The following is a 14900-nucleotide window of genomic DNA, read 5'->3' as shown; positions in this document are numbered from 1 at the left end:
AAAATATGATAAGATATTTTGTATATTGAAAGACGAAGGGAAGAGTAAGATACATGAGATACATTTCTTCCGGAATCTGGAAAATTTTCATTTTGGTCGCCATCTGTTATCTTATTGCAGGCTGCACATCGGCGGCCTCTCCCGTTCCGTCAGCACAAGCAGACGCTGAACCGAAAAAAATAAAGCTAACCGTCTGGCACGATTGGGCAGCGCAGGATTCAGCCTCGGACACCATGAGAGAGCTGCTTTCCCAGTTTCAAAAGGATAATCCGCAAATCGAGCTTCGCGTGCAAAGCGTGATCCCGGATGCCTACCGATCGAGGCTCAAGACGATGGCTGCGGCGGACGAGCTTCCTGACGTTTTCCTGATCGGTCCCGATTCCATGACACGGGAATTCGTCAGGGGCGGGCTTATTCAGCCAATCGACGATTTTTTGAAAGCGAATTCAAAGTGGGCTGAGGGATTTGAGCCGCGATCGTTTGACTCCTTCACGGTAGAGGATAAAAAATATTCCGTGCCGATGACCATATCTCCTACGTCTCTTGTGTTTTACAATCAAGCCATATTTGATCAATACAGTGTACCGATCCCTCAAACGTGGGAAGAACTGATTCAAGCGATCAGCACATTCAATAAGCATGGAGTCATTCCGATTGCGCTCGGCAACAAATCGGCCTGGGTCGCTCCCTCGAGTATTTTCAGCACGCTTGCCGATCGGATTACGGGAACCGGCTGGTTCATGGATGTGATGTCGCAGAGCGGAGCGAAGTTTACCGACAGGCCATTTATGGATGCGCTTGCAAAAATGCAGCAGCTGGCTCGCGCCAGAGCGTTTCAAGACAATTTCAGCTTCATCGACAGCAAACAGATGGAACAAATGTATTTTCGCAAGCAGGCGGCGATGTTTATCGAAGGGGGCTGGGCTGTCGGCAGCTTAATTGCGGAAGCGCCCAAGGATGTGCTGGAATCAACGCACATTACGCTGCTTCCCGCGATTCACGGCGGCAAAGGGGAGCCTATGGCCACTTCAGGCGTGGTGGGAAAAGGCTTTGCGTTAAACGCCAAGCTGGAAGGGGAACGCAGGGATGCCGCCTTAAAGCTTATTTACACGATGGCCAGTCCTGAAGCACAAAGGAAAATTTTAAACGGCCATATGCTGGTAAGCTATCGGATCGATGTAGACCGTACGGCTGCACACCCGTTATTCATTGAGCTGCATGACCTCATGAAAAAGGTGAAGCTGCTGCCCGCCTACGAAACGCAGCTGACAACTGCGGCGGTGGAAACGCTCAATGAAGGCATTCAGGAGCTGTTTAAGGGAGGCAGTCCGGGGACGATAGCCCAGAAGCTGCAAGATACGCAAGCCAATGTGCTTGGCAAATTCCGATGAGCAACGCGACACGGAGGAACCCATGCGACAATATATAAGAAGATCGCTGCAAGTGAAGCTTACCGTCATGATACTTTTGTCCACGACCATTCCACTGTTTTTACTCGGGGCATTTTCTTTCTTCACTTCGGCCCGCATCAGCGAGGAGAAAACGAAGCAAACGGGGATGGACGCCCTTAGTCGCATTCAGACTAACGTCCGGTTTATCACGCAGGAGGTCGAGGATATGTCGATCTTTCTCACAGGCGATAAGGACGTCCAGCAATACATGAGCGGTTTCGATTATGATTCTCCCGAACGCGAGCGCATTCTGACATTAACGACGAATCTCATCCAATCTAAGGCCTATATATCCAATATTTCGATTTATTCCATAAACAAAACGATGCCACTGCACACGCAAAATATATACTTCTCCAATTTGTCCAAGGTTATTGAGGACTGGAATATTAGCGGCAAAAAGTGGACTACCCTTTATTTGGCGAATTCGACGAACGGCCCTGAATATACGTTCTCCTTCTTACGCGCTGTCAAGAGCACAAATAACTTCGAGCCTTTGGGCTTTATATGCATCAGTATTAATGTGAAAGAGCTTTCCGGTTATTTCGATAAGCCGAATTTCGGCGTGGGCGAAGGAGACTTGCTGCTGCTCGATACGCAAGGCATCGTCATGTCGGGGAACAGGAAGGACTGGCTCTCCCGGCATTGGGAGGAACTATTCCCCGGTTCCGAACCGGCAGCATGGGAGAAGATCCACGGTACGTTTACCTATGGCAGGGATGACAATAAACAGACGGTTCTCTATCAGCGCATACCGGATCTGAATTGGACGCTGGTCGGTCTTGTACCGTACGAGCTATATACGGAGGAATATCGCTACATCTGGCTGTTGACGGGGAGCGCAGTAAGCTTGGCGGCCGTGTTGACGTTTGGTTTGAACTTGTTTTTCATTCGCCACGTCACGAAGCCGTTAAAGGTGCTGCGGCGGCTGCTTGTACGAATCGATCCGAACGAGCCCATACCGCTGTATCAGTTCGAATCTCCGGATGAAGTGGGTCAGCTTGTCGGCAGCTACAATCAGCTGGGTGAGCATATTAAGAGGCTGAAGGAGCGGCTGATCAAGATGGAAAGCCGCAAAAAAGAAGCAGACATCCGTGCGCTGCAGGCACAAATCAACCCGCACTTTTTATATAATACTCTTTCATCTGTTCATTGGATCGCGCTGATAAGCAATGAACACCGGATTGCCGAAATGGTCGGTGCGCTCAGCGATTTTCTCCGATTTAGCTTAAATAAAGGAAACGACTATTGCTCCGTGGGGCAAGAAATCTTGCATGTCAAAAATTACGCGGTCATTCAATCCATCCGCTTTCCTAATACATTCGACCTGGAGTTCGACATTGACCATCGGATTGAAGACCTGCCTATGCTAAAGCTCCTTCTGCAGCCTTTGGTGGAAAATGCGATGATTCACGGCATGCAAAAGGCTAAACGGAGGGGGACCATTTATGTCAGCGCAGTTAAGGAAGACAGGGTTATTCGTTTTTCAGTACTGGATGACGGCGTCGGTATGCCGCAGTCTGTACTCGACAAACTGATCGCTGATACACAGCAGTCGATGGATCAACAGCCAAGTGTCCCGTTCGTAAGCTATGGGCTGCGAAACGTGAATGAGAGGCTTCTGCTCCATTACGGGCCTTCTGCTGAGTTGGCCATTGAAAGCCAGGAGGATCTGGGAACCAGGGTATCGTTCATCATTCCGGTAAAGGAGAATAGACATGAAAATTATGATCGTCGATGATGAAATTATTATTCGGGAAGGCCTTTCCAAGGTTATCGACTGGAAGCAGCTCGGGTTTACCTTCCTGCCGCCTGCTGAGTCCGCTGAGGAGGCTTTGGAGCGGATGCCGGCGGAAAGGCCGGACCTGATCCTATCGGATATCCGCATGTTCGGAAAAGACGGACTGACGATGGCTAAAGAAGCGAAGGTGCTATTGCCTAATGTAGAGATCATCATGCTGACAGGCTATGATGACTTTGAATATATGCAACAGGCGATTCGCAACGAGGTGAGCGACTATTTGCTGAAAACAAGCCGGCCGGCAGATATTATTCAAGCCGTGCACCGTGCCGTGCAGCGCATCCGCAATAAGTGGGAGACACAGAGTCAAGCGATTCTGAAAGATAAAGAAATACGAAAACGGTGGCTTGAAAAAATGCTGACGGAAGGCATAAGCGAGGGAAATCATCTGCTTAACGACTACTTTCCGCTCTTAAAGCCGGAAGAGACGCAGCTTCAGGTGCTTTTGATCAGGGCGGCAGGGTGGGGGGATAAGGACAGTAACAGACCGTTGCTGCAATTTGCGGTCGATAACATGCTGCGCGAGATGATTCCTTGCGAGACGATGCATATGACCTCCATGCTGGCAGTTGTATTAAGGGTCGAGGAAGGCTGGCGTGTGGAAGGGCGATACCGGACATTAGCTGCCAAAATCGAACATTTGCTGAAATGCACCCTTTATTGTGCAGTAGGCACTCCTGTAAACAGCGGGAATGAGCTGAATATTTCGTACAGGAACGCGGTACAGGCTTCGAAATTTTGGACGATGTACGTGCAGGAACGGAATTGGAGTTATGAGCAGATCAAGACGCGTAAGGGCTGGAGAACGCTCTGCTCTCGCGAAGAAGAATCCGAACTGTCGCAGTTGCTGCTGTCGGGCGATACGCTGCGGCTTAACCAATGGATTGGCTCCTGCATTTCCGAGTATTTGGTGCATCCCGATGCGACATACGATTCGTTATCTTCGTATATTCAATCGCTTGCGATATCCGGTTTTCGCTGGCTAGAGAGGGTGGCAAGCGAATCCGAAACAGGCCAGGCGCGGATTCCTGATTTCACCTCATGGGGAGAGCAGAACGGCGAGACGACGCTTCGCGATTCGCTGCAGCAGTACCTGCATGCCGTGATGAATGTATACCGGCAGAGCCTGTCCAAGGGACCGACTGGTTACGTAGAGCGTGTCATCTCTTTCGTGAGGGCTAATATAGGCAGCCAGAAGCTGACCTTGGTCCAAGCCGCACGCCACGTGCATCTTCATCCCGGCCATCTTAGCGAGGTTTTTAAAAAGGAAACCGGTAGCAACTTTATCGATTTTCTGGTGAAGCAGAAGCTGGAACTCGCCAAGGAAATGCTGAAGGATCCGTCAGTCAAAGTTAGCGATATTTCGCGATCACTAGGATACGAGGATGTCAAATATTTTAGCCAGCTGTTCCGCAAGCATTACGGGCAAACCCCTTCTGAATACCGGGAGCAGGCTTAACCGAAAATTTTCTAACATGAATACGAAGATTCTCCCCTTTAGTGAAACTGGAATTATCCTTACAATTAAAACTGAAGAAACGAATTAGACTACAAGATGAATGGCTTTCAAGATCAAACTTTTGGGGAGGTTGGCTATGAAGAAGGTAGCAGCATCGATCACCGTATTATCTATGATGTTTTTGGCAGCGTGCGGGAGCCCGCAAACCACCAATGTCAAGCAAGACAAACCGGCCGAAACCAAAACGGCAAGCACAGGGCAATCCGGCGAGAAGAAAACGTTAGAATTTTGGTACATCGATCCGGGCGATAAAGAAAAAGTATATTTGGAAGCGGTGGAACGATTTAAAAAGAAGCATCCCGATGTGGACGTCAAGTCACTACAAACACCTAACGACACCTACAAGCAAAAGTTTGCCGTAGCCATGTCCGGAGGTAATCCGCCCGACGTATTCCATTCCTGGGGCGGAGGTTGGCTGAAGGAATTTGTAGATCAAGGTAACGTTCTGGATATTACTGGGAAGTTCGACGCGAACAATTTCAGCAAGGTTGCGCTCGACAATGCGACCTTTAGCGGAAAGACGTACGGCTTGCCTCTTGGATTGAGTATAGCCGAGTTTTGGTACAACAAGGAGATCTTTGAGAAGAACGGACTCAAGCCTCCAGCTACTTGGGATGAGCTTACGAAGGTCATCGATACGCTGAAGCAAAATAAAGTGATCCCCCTCGCCTTAACGAATCAGTCCAAATGGCCGGGAGCTTATTATCTGATGTATTTTGCCGATCGCTTGGAAGGGTCTGAGATGTTCAACAGTGCTTTAGGGCGTAAAGGCAGAGGGTTTGACGACCCGGGGTATGTGAAGGCGGGCCAATATATCCAGGACCTTGTCAAGCGGGATGCCTTCAACAAAGGGTTTAACGGCGTTCCTTACGACGCCGGTGCAGGACGCCAGCTTCTCTATACAGGTCAAGCGGCGATGATGCTGATGTCCAATTCGATTGTTAACAATGTACGGCAGGAGAAGCCGGATTTCGAGAAAAAGCTGGACTTCTTCCCATTCCCGTCGATACAGGGCGGCAAAGGAGATATTTCCAGTTTACAGGGCGCTACAGCACCGGTGTGGTCAGTTTCCAAGAAGTCGAAAAATCCGGAGCTGGCGATCGAATTGGTTAAGGAATTATCCACCGTGGAAACGGCTCAGGCTTATTCGGATCGTACGGGTAGCGTCGTTGCGGTGAACGGTGTGAATTACAAGGATGAATACGCCAAGAGGATAGCCGAACAGGTCAAGCAAGCGAAATCGATTTTCTGGCCTTATGACCAGACGCTGCCGCCGGACCTTGGCGAGCTGCACAAGGACACAACGCAAGGGTTGTTCGGATTGTCGATCACGCCTGAAGAGGCGGCCAAGAAGATGGAAGAGAAGGCCAAACAAATGCTCAAGTAATTTCATCGGCACAATAAGGGGGGATGCGTAATCCCCCCTTATTTCTAAAAAGAAGGATGTGAGGATTATGGATACTACGATTGCGTCTTCTGTCGACAGCAAGTCCCGTCTGGCAATGGCAAAGAAAAAGGTCTGGTCCAAGAGGCTGACCGTCGTGTGGTTCATTGCGCCAGCGTTTCTCGTATACCTTATCTACATTTTATATCCGATCTACGGGACCTTTTACTATAGCCTTTTTGAATGGAAGGGCGGCCCCGATAAAACCTATGTCGGTTTTGCTAATTATGCCCGACTCTTCTCCGAAGCGGAGTTTTGGACTTCTCTTGCGAATAACCTTAAGGTTGTATTCTCCTCTGTATTTATTCAAATCCCGTTAGGGCTGCTGATGGCGTTATTGCTTTTTTCTTCCATTCGGGGGCTGCGTTTTTTTCAAACGGTTTACTTTATGCCCTTTCTCATGTCTACCGTGGCGATCGGTATGCTCTGGATATTCATGTTCGATCCGTTAAACGGTTCCCTCAACAAGCTGATTGGGCTCTTCGGCATGGATAATGTCGCTTGGCTGAGTGAAGGTAAAACGGCGATGGCATCCATTCTGCTGGTTATCGTTTGGCAGTACGCGCCCTTTTACATGATTTTGTTCAAAGCGGCGATGGTTGGCATTTCAGAGGATTTATACGAGGCTGCTTCTATAGACGGGGCGGGAGCATGGGCGCGTTTTAGCCATATCACCTTCCCGATGCTTGTACCCACTATTGTGAGTTCTTCGATCTTGGCCGTGGTAGGCTCTTTAAAAGCATTTGATATTTTCTATATCATGACGGGCGGCGGGCCAAATAATGCAACGGAATTATTAGGGATTTACATGTATAAGCAGGCCTTTATCAATTTTAATATGGGGTATGCGAGTGCAATTGCGTTTATGATGTTCCTGATTGCCTTTTTGGCAGGCGGCATCATTCAATATGTAGAATTCAACCGGAAAAAGAAGGGGGCCTACTAATGGCGATTCGCGCTCTCAAATCCGTGCCGTTATATTTATTTGCCGTCATACTGCTCGGTTTCACCGGTTACCCCTTCTTGTATATGGTTATGACGTCCTTTAAAACGCAGGAGATGTTCTTCACGGATCCGTTTTCCCTATTCACGGCCATTCGATTTGACAACTACTTGCTTGCGTTTCGGATGGGCCTCATCGGCTATTTTTTGAATAGCGTTTATATTTCGGTTTTGTCCGTGTTATTGATCGTGTTGTTAGCCGCCTGGGCGAGCTATCCAATAAGCCGTATGCGTTTCGGGTTAAGCAAGCCGCTTTTCATGCTGTTTGTGGCAGGGATGATGCTGCCGATTCACTCCACATTAATTCCAATCTTTAAATTAACGAAAGATATGGGGAACTACGATTCCTTAATGGCGCTCGTTGGGCCGTATGTCGGTTTTGGGCTGCCGATTTCGATATTCATCTTAACGCAGTTTATGTCCGAGCTGCCCCGTGAGGTGGAGGAAGCGGCAGAAATCGACGGCTGTTCGCATGGCCGCATTTTCTGGAGCATCATTCTTCCCATGCTGACTCCCGCTATAGCTACGATCGTTATATATAATTTTATCCATATCTGGACTGAGTTTATTTTTGCACTGGTATTAATTAATAGTCCTGAACACATGACGCTTCCTCTCGGGATGCAAAAGTTTTACGGCGAGCTAACCGTTAATGTTCCGGCCTTAATGGCGGCTTTGACGATGGCAAGCCTGCCGATCCTGCTTGTATATTTCCTTGCGCAGGAAAAAATCGTAACCGGATTGACTGGAGGAGCCGTGAAATAAGCCTGAAGCTTAATTGGAACACAGTCTTTTATCTTTAGAAAATGTTAATTTTAAGGATAGGAGTTCGATAAGGCATGGAAATTGGAATCAATTTATTTTCTGTGAATCAAGCCTTAAATGAGGATTATTTTAAAACCCTGGAACGGGTAGCGGAGTGCGGTTACAGAAACGTCGAGTTGATAGCTACTAATAAGTACGGCGCCCGATTTGGCGATTCAATCCCTTTGCCTGCTTTGAAGAAGAAGCTTGCCGAGCTGGGCTTAAACCCAATTGCCGCTCATGAAGGGATCATGCCGGGGGTTAATTTGAATGAGATTGATTGGGATTTTATCATTCGCAATGCTCCGGAACTTGTCTGCCCGCTCCCCGTCGCTTTCAACGAAGGCATATTTCACATAGCCCAACTGTTTGATTTTTTGGTATACGTGCTCAAAATCGAAACTTCCTGTCCCAAGATCTACAAACAGATCAGGCCTTCTATACTTCATATTGCAGTCGATTTAGATGGAGGCTCGATATGAACGCTTGGATAAGCTTACTGTGCGTGCTTTGGGGAACAAACATTTCGTATGTGGGTATTGTTCTTTGGTCGGAACAACGATTCCCAGTATACTAGAGGCGCTTTTTTCATTCAAAGCTCAAATTACTTCATTACAGGAATGGCTCCTTATTCTAGTAAAGCTAGAAATGTGCTAATCAATGGTCATTTGAATACCAGAGTCTTTAAGCATCACAAGAATATCTTCATGTTTTAGTAGTTCATCTAGTTGAGCATTCTGGAATCTTTCATGTATCTGTTTTTTACTCCTATCACTAAGAGGAATGCTATTGTTTGTTGTCCCTTTGTAAAAGTACCTGTAGAGTTTACTTCAGTATTTACAAAGCCGTAATCGGGTGTTCCTATATTTGAAACGAGTAAGATTCCAGGTAATTTTGCATAGATGATAATATTTTCTTGTCCAGAAATCGTACGTATATCTAGTATTCGTTCGAAATATGAGTAGACACGTTCTCTAGCATCAATTTGCTCAGGGAAGACATTTTCAAGATCGGCCACCAAATAGAGATGTAGGTAAGTATTAATAGGCGGATTGCCTTTCCCGATCAAATACTTTCGCCATTCTTCTTTCAAATCGTGTAGCAGATGCTCAGCAACAGTGCCTTTTTGAACACTATTATTTATTCCACTTATAGCAACTCTCCAGAGGACAGAAATCATGAAATATTGAAGTTGTTCATCATATTGAAATACTGTTATCCCTTTGTGGTATGGAATAAAAAATGTTTTTTGAAAAGTCCTTTCTTTTATACTAAATATATCCTCGCATTTCTTACATAGTAAATATTCCTTATATGTATCTTGTATTCGTTGATTTGGAGTTCCAAAATTTCTAATAGCCCCACTTGTACAGCTTTTAAAGAAAGATATTAGTGAAAATGAGTTCGACCAAAGGTTTGGGTATCGAATAATCGCCGTTTATCCAAACGTAATTGATGAGGCTAGGAAGCTCAAGCCAACAATCCCACAAGTGGATGGCATAATTCGATCAAATGAGAGGTAGCCTGATGGGCTCCCTGAAAATTATCCGAACATACACAATTTGTATCTACACCGTGGAGGGGGCGCTGATTGTATTGACGAAGTGTGCGCGGCAGCTGAGGCGTCCTGTTGAGATGCTGAGGGCTAGGAAGAAAGATCAAAAAAAAATAGCAAATACCTCATCCAATGCGCAAATATTGATGGAAAGAACCAAAAAAAGAATTGGACAGTAAGAAATCTAAAGAAATATTAATTAAATACCAAGAAGAAAACAGTAAGATATATTCCGATTACATGAAATTGTATCTAGAAACAAAACTCTTAGACGATAAAGACGCTTTGATATCTCTAAATGAGTTAACCACATCTAATACCTTGAGTGATATAACTAAAAGAGCCGTTGATCTCGGCAGGAGTTACAAAAAGTATGTTGAGATATCCAAAGCTCACGATGACTTGTTGTACCCAATTATGTGATTATTGGAGAAATGGCGATGTTTTTTATCGTTTATGCGCGATTAGCAACCCGTTAGGCGTCGATATCTAACCCTAAGGGGTAATTTATTCTCTTTTTTTTTCTAATAGACTCTAGTATACTGATCCTGAATTTTTTAGTAGACGGGAGGAATCGTATTGGACTCATCAAAATGGATTACTAATGTCCGAATTGTTGCTGAAACGGTGATCATCGAAAAGGGTTCTGTGCGTGTTGATAGAGGAAGAATTACTGCCATTCACGAAGGTATACCTGTTCACATGGAAGGTAATGAGATTCTCGATGGTGAGGGAAAGCTGCTTATCCCTGGCATGATTGACGTCCACATTCACGGTGCAAAAGGATATGACATGATGGACGGCACCCTTCAAAGTATCGAAGTGGTATCGGAGACATGCGCTGCCACGGGCTGCACATCGTTCTTGGCTACTTCGGTAAGCTCCAAACTGGAGGATTTGCTGAACATGATAGACAATGTCAAGAAAGTGGCTGGGAAAGAGCGTGGTGCGTCGATCGTCGGTATTCATACAGAAGGTCCGTATTTGAATGTAAAACGAAAAGGGATGCAGAACGAAGCCTTCCTTCGGCATCCGGACCGAGCGGAAATGGAGCGGGTCGTGGAGCAAGCGGGCTCACTCTTGAAAATGGTCACGATCGCCCCGGAGCTGCCCGGAGGAATGGAGCTTGTCTCCTATTTGCGAGATCGTGGAATTATCGTGGCGATTGCTCATTCGGATGCTACGTATGACGAGGCAATAGAGGCTTTTCGTCTAGGTGCAAGCCATATCACGCATTGCTTCAATGGTATGCGTCCGATACACCACCGAGAACCCGGTGTGGTTGTCGCTGCTTTTGATCAGCCGCATGTTAGTCTGCAAGCAATTGTGGATCATGTACATCTTCATCCCGCAATTATTCGACTGATGCACAAGATCAAAGGGGCAGATGGGATGGTACTCATCACGGATGCCCTCCATGCGATGGGACTGGGCGACGGGGACTATCAGTTCGGCGGGCACCCCGTGAAGGTTGTTGGTGGTGTTGCGCAATTACAGGACGGAACGCTTGCTTCCAGTACTGTAACAATGAATGAGGCATTGAAAAATACAGTGGAGCTAGGCATCTCCCTACATGATGCTGTTACCATGGCGTCACGGACACCGGCGGACCTGTTAGGCCTTCCACAGAAGGGGAGAATCGCAGTCGGTGCGGATGCCGACTTGGTTTTGCTGGACGAACATTTTCAAGTTGAATGGACGATGATCGGCGGCAGAATGTTTAGTCAGACTAGCGAATAGTGAAACAAGAAACATCTTCCCATCCGTTTTGGATGCAGGGGGATTTTTTTTGATTTACTTCTTTTGTAAGTTTGTGGATGCTTCCTGTTGAAAATGTGGCCTTATGAGGGTTTTGAGGCTATTCGCCACAAAACATCATCTGTAAGCGCTTGAAAAGTTGTTGACAATGTAGGCGTTGTGAGTATTATAAGGTTATAGGCTTCAAGAAGCCACATTGTAAGCGTTTAATTATGTGGGATTGTTAACCTGCTATGTGGCATTGGTCGTCTAATCATTTTATTAGGGGGATGAAACCGTATGAAGAGAACAAACAAATCCATGATGGTTCTATTAAGCACAGCGCTTAGCACCGGATTAGTGTTGACTGCTTGCAGCACGGATAAAAATGCAAGTCCGAGTGCAAGTACTGGTGCTAGTCCGGCTGCAAGTGCTGCAGTAGAGAAACCGAAGGGTAAAGTTACATTGGATTTCTGGACTCACTGGGGTTCCACAACGCGCCGTCCTATTATTGAGAAAATTATAAGTGATTTTAATGCTTCTCAGGATCGCATTACCGTTAAACATACTTTCTTACCTTATGGAGATGGTTGGACGAAGGAACTAGCTGCCATTGCTGCTGGTAATCCACCCGATGTCATCATTCACGATATTAGCCAAGTTGCCCAGCGTGCCAGCAAGAAGCAAGTAACGAATCTGACGCCTTACTTGGCGAAGGATAACATTAAAGATCGGTTCTTCCCGCACTTATACAATGCGATGCAGTATAAAGGCGAAGTTTATGCTTTGCCGTTTGTAACAGATACTCGCGTATTATTCTACAATAAGGCTATTTTCAAAGAAGCAGGACTCGATCCAGAAAAACCGCCAAAAACATGGGCTGAGTTGGAAGAGTACTCCAAGAAAATCGATAAAATTAACAACGGTAAAATTGAGCGCTTAGGCTATCATCCTCGTTTGGCAGGAGGCCAAGATATTTTCCTGAATAATGCGGATGACGGAAGACCTTGGCTAGACGACAAAGGTATTTATATCAATTCACCAAAACGGATTGCTGCACTTGAGTGGTATAACAGCTGGGATGCCCGTTTAGGCAAAAAGGAAGTTGATGCATTCAAAGCAAGCTTTGGAAGCAAAACAAACGATCCGCTTATCGCTGGGAAATTAGCAATGAAAATTGATGCGGGCACATTCTGGACCCAAATCCGTGACTTTGCTGCGAAGAAAGAAGACTTTGGTATTGCTGCAATGCCTGAATACAAAACAGGCAGCGGAAACTGGAGCGTCGGTGGAGGTTTTACCATTGAAATTCCGTTTGGCGCTAAGCATCCGGATGAAAGCTGGGAGTTCTTGAAGTATATGACGGATGTTGATGCACAGAAATATTGGGCACAGTTCAACTTCGATAACGTATCCAATATTAAAGCATCTAATGATCCGGAGCTGATCAAGGATCCAATCTACAAATTTACAGTAGATAACTTGAAAAGTACTGTGCTTGCGCCAGTACCTGTAACAGCACCTGATTTTGCTAACCTGCTTAATCCACAAATTGATGAGGCGATTCTAGGGAAGCAAAGTCCGAAAGAAGCTTTGGATAAAGCTCAGAAAGCGGTTGAAGACTTGGTCAAACAAAATACAAAATAAGCAGTAGATCATAAGGGTGGAGTCGTAGTGTATTACTGCTCCACCCTTTTATCATAAGCTTATGCTTCGATGCCAGTGTTCTGAAGAAAACTGTTAGGAGGGACACAAGTGAATCCCCAATTGAATAAAGTTACCCATCCGAAAAAAAGAAAATGGTCGTTGGACAAGAGAGAAGCGTTGGAAGGCTATGGTTTCGTTGCCCCTTGGTTTATTGGTTTTCTGGTTTTTACTGCTGGTCCTCTCTTGTTCTCGTTATACGCTAGCTTTACGAACTATGACATCACCTCTCGCATGGACTTTATTGGTTTCGACAACTACAAACGCATGTTCACAGAAGATCCTTTGTTCTGGAAATCACTCAGAAACACCCTTTATTACGTAGCACTTGCCGTTCCGTTAACCACTATGGGCTCTGTGATTCTTGCCGTTTTACTGAATGTGAAAATTCCCGGCATGCGATGGTTTCGGACGATTTACTACCTGCCAACCGTCTTATCCGGTGTAGCTGTTTATATGCTTTGGATGATGCTGCTAAACCCTGATTCTGGTCTCATTAATACGGTTCTCGGCTGGATTGGGATCGAAGGACCTGCTTGGCTGACAGATCCAGCTTGGACGAAGAATGCGATTGTCATGATGAAAATGTGGGCTGTTGGCGGAGGGATGCTGCTGTTTCTAGCGGCGCTGCAAGGTGTATCCGATCACCTGTATGAAGCGGCTGAAATTGATGGCGCATCCAGCCTTCGTAAGCTTTGGCATATCACGGTGCCGATGATTACGCCGGTTATCTTCTTTGATGTTGTCACAAGCTTGATTGGCGGTTTCCAAATTTTTCAGGAAGGCTACGTGATGGCCGATGACCCTGGCGCTCCGGGATCTCCTGCGAACTCGCTATTATTTTTTAATCTCCATATGTTCCTGAAAGCTTTCAAAATATTTGATATGGGGTATGCCATGGCGATGGCCTGGTTCCTATTCGTTATCGCAATTATCGTTACCATCATTAATATGGTGATGTCGAAGTATTGGGTTCACTACGAAGGAGGGGATTCACGATGACCGTCGCTGCAGCAGTAAATAAGAAATCGTACCATCAAAGCCGCAAGACCAAGCAAAGGATCTCCAAATGGGTCGTAACCCTTATTCTCATTGCTGGCAGTTTGTCTTTTCTAATGCCGTTCTGGTGGATGATTCAAACATCCTTGAAATCGTTGACAGAAGTCGTCACATATCCGCCGACCTGGTTTCCTAAGAAATTCGAATGGTCCAATTATAAAACGGCGTGGGAGGCAGGGAATTTTGCGAGATATTCGGCGAATTCGTTGTTGATTGCTTCGGTTGCGGTGTTCGCGCATGTGATCTCAAACTCATTCATCGCTTATGGGTTTGCTAAGATTCGTTTTCCAGGGAAAGGGCTGCTGTTCTCGATAATTCTTGGAACAATGATTATTCCGGGATTCGTGACTCTCATTCCACAGTACATTTTGTTTTCCAAATTACATTGGGTTGGGACTTACTTGCCCTTAGTTATTCCAGGTTTTTTTGGAAGCGCATTTCATATTTTTCTAATTCGTCAATTTTACTTGGGTATCCCAAATGATTTGGTAGAAGCAGCTAAAATCGACGGCGCAAACCACTTATATATTTGGCGCTCCATTATGCTTCCTCTTGCTAAACCTGCACTCGCTACGGTTGCGATCGGTACATTTACAGGGGCCTGGAATGACTTCCTCGGACCACTGCTTTATGTGAATGATGAATCAAAGTATACGCTGCAGCTTGGTTTACAAGCATTTAAGGTAAGTTCAGGCGTTAGCCAATGGCACTTACTGATGGCGGGCTCCGTCATGGTGATGATTCCGGTTATTGCAATATTCTTTATTTTCCAAAGATATTTTATTGAGGGTATGAACATTAGCGCTGGTACGAAAGGGTAAGGA

At 46.0% G+C, this 14900-nt stretch carries 12 protein-coding genes; 11 read left to right on the top strand and 1 reads right to left on the bottom strand.

Annotated features, from left to right (window positions below; translation table 11 throughout):
• The first annotated feature begins 53 nt into the window (after positions 1–53).
• The 7 genes from BLT91_RS19810 to BLT91_RS19780 all read left to right on the top strand — a co-directional run bounded on the left by BLT91_RS19810 (position 54) and on the right by BLT91_RS19780 (position 8503).
• Entirely contained in the window at positions 54–1391 is a 1338-nt protein-coding gene (locus tag BLT91_RS19810) for an extracellular solute-binding protein (RefSeq protein WP_090824084.1), read from the top strand.
• Between the two features lie 22 nt (positions 1392–1413).
• A complete protein-coding gene (locus tag BLT91_RS19805; RefSeq protein WP_175532414.1) occupies positions 1414–3192 on the top strand; it encodes a cache domain-containing sensor histidine kinase in 1779 nt (592 codons plus the stop codon).
• Complete coding sequence (locus tag BLT91_RS19800) at positions 3170–4711, top strand: helix-turn-helix domain-containing protein (protein ID WP_090824080.1); 1542 nt, start codon at positions 3170–3172, stop codon at positions 4709–4711. The genes BLT91_RS19805 and BLT91_RS19800 overlap by 23 nt, the downstream gene beginning before the upstream one ends.
• Before the next feature lie 136 nt (positions 4712–4847).
• Positions 4848–6158, top strand: a complete 1311-nt coding sequence (locus BLT91_RS19795) for an extracellular solute-binding protein (RefSeq protein WP_090824078.1) — start codon at positions 4848–4850, stop codon at positions 6156–6158.
• A gap of 67 nt (positions 6159–6225) precedes the next feature.
• On the top strand, positions 6226–7161 hold the full coding sequence (locus BLT91_RS19790) for a carbohydrate ABC transporter permease (protein ID WP_090824076.1): 936 nt from the start codon (positions 6226–6228) through the stop codon (positions 7159–7161).
• On the top strand, positions 7161–7982 hold the full coding sequence (locus BLT91_RS19785; protein ID WP_090824074.1) for a carbohydrate ABC transporter permease: 822 nt from the start codon (positions 7161–7163) through the stop codon (positions 7980–7982). The genes BLT91_RS19790 and BLT91_RS19785 overlap by 1 nt, the downstream gene beginning before the upstream one ends.
• A 74-nt stretch (positions 7983–8056) precedes the next feature.
• Positions 8057–8503: a hypothetical protein gene (locus BLT91_RS19780; protein ID WP_090824072.1), complete on the top strand. Its 447-nt coding sequence runs from the start codon at positions 8057–8059 to the stop codon at positions 8501–8503.
• Between the two features lie 242 nt (positions 8504–8745).
• Here the strand turns inward: BLT91_RS19780 and BLT91_RS19775 are convergent, their stop codons facing one another.
• Positions 8746–9201, bottom strand: coding sequence for a hypothetical protein (locus BLT91_RS19775; protein WP_090824070.1), 456 nt, complete (start codon positions 9199–9201; stop codon positions 8746–8748).
• Between the two features lie 954 nt (positions 9202–10155).
• Between BLT91_RS19775 and nagA the strand changes: the two genes are divergently transcribed.
• The 4 genes from nagA (at position 10156) to BLT91_RS19745 (ending at position 14897) form a co-directional block, all read left to right on the top strand.
• Positions 10156–11316, top strand: a complete 1161-nt coding sequence (nagA, locus tag BLT91_RS19760; RefSeq protein ID WP_090824065.1) for an N-acetylglucosamine-6-phosphate deacetylase — start codon at positions 10156–10158, stop codon at positions 11314–11316.
• A gap of 297 nt (positions 11317–11613) precedes the next feature.
• Positions 11614–12960: an ABC transporter substrate-binding protein gene (locus BLT91_RS19755; RefSeq protein WP_090824063.1), complete on the top strand. Its 1347-nt coding sequence runs from the start codon at positions 11614–11616 to the stop codon at positions 12958–12960.
• Between the two features lie 108 nt (positions 12961–13068).
• The gene (locus BLT91_RS19750) at positions 13069–14019 is read left to right on the top strand and encodes a carbohydrate ABC transporter permease (protein ID WP_254777030.1); all 951 of its coding nucleotides are present in this window, start codon (positions 13069–13071) and stop codon (positions 14017–14019) included.
• Positions 14016–14897, top strand: a complete 882-nt coding sequence (locus BLT91_RS19745; protein ID WP_090824060.1) for a carbohydrate ABC transporter permease — start codon at positions 14016–14018, stop codon at positions 14895–14897. The genes BLT91_RS19750 and BLT91_RS19745 overlap by 4 nt, the downstream gene beginning before the upstream one ends.
• Positions 14898–14900: the final 3 nt, after the last annotated feature.

It is taken from the genome of Paenibacillus sp. yr247, assembly GCF_900103825.1.
Taxonomy (GTDB): Bacteria; Bacillota; Bacilli; order Paenibacillales; family NBRC-103111; genus Paenibacillus_E.
This window is presented reverse-complemented; position numbering and strand designations above follow the sequence as displayed.

What these genes read in the sequence shown, in the direction of transcription:
- BLT91_RS19780 (WP_090824072.1), top strand. Translation starts at nt 8,057, where the DNA reads ATGGAAATTGGAATCAATTTATTTTCTGTGAATCAAGCCTTAAATGAG.
- BLT91_RS19775 (WP_090824070.1), bottom strand. Translation starts at nt 9,201, where the DNA reads ATGATTTCTGTCCTCTGGAGAGTTGCTATAAGTGGAATAAATAATAGT.
- BLT91_RS19755 (WP_090824063.1), top strand. Translation starts at nt 11,614, where the DNA reads ATGAAGAGAACAAACAAATCCATGATGGTTCTATTAAGCACAGCGCTT.
- BLT91_RS19745 (WP_090824060.1), top strand. Translation starts at nt 14,016, where the DNA reads ATGACCGTCGCTGCAGCAGTAAATAAGAAATCGTACCATCAAAGCCGC.
- BLT91_RS19810 (WP_090824084.1), top strand. Translation starts at nt 54, where the DNA reads ATGAGATACATTTCTTCCGGAATCTGGAAAATTTTCATTTTGGTCGCC.
- BLT91_RS19795 (WP_090824078.1), top strand. Translation starts at nt 4,848, where the DNA reads ATGAAGAAGGTAGCAGCATCGATCACCGTATTATCTATGATGTTTTTG.
- BLT91_RS19785 (WP_090824074.1), top strand. Translation starts at nt 7,161, where the DNA reads ATGGCGATTCGCGCTCTCAAATCCGTGCCGTTATATTTATTTGCCGTC.
- BLT91_RS19790 (WP_090824076.1), top strand. Translation starts at nt 6,226, where the DNA reads ATGGATACTACGATTGCGTCTTCTGTCGACAGCAAGTCCCGTCTGGCA.
- BLT91_RS19805 (WP_175532414.1), top strand. Translation starts at nt 1,414, where the DNA reads ATGCGACAATATATAAGAAGATCGCTGCAAGTGAAGCTTACCGTCATG.
- BLT91_RS19800 (WP_090824080.1), top strand. Translation starts at nt 3,170, where the DNA reads ATGAAAATTATGATCGTCGATGATGAAATTATTATTCGGGAAGGCCTT.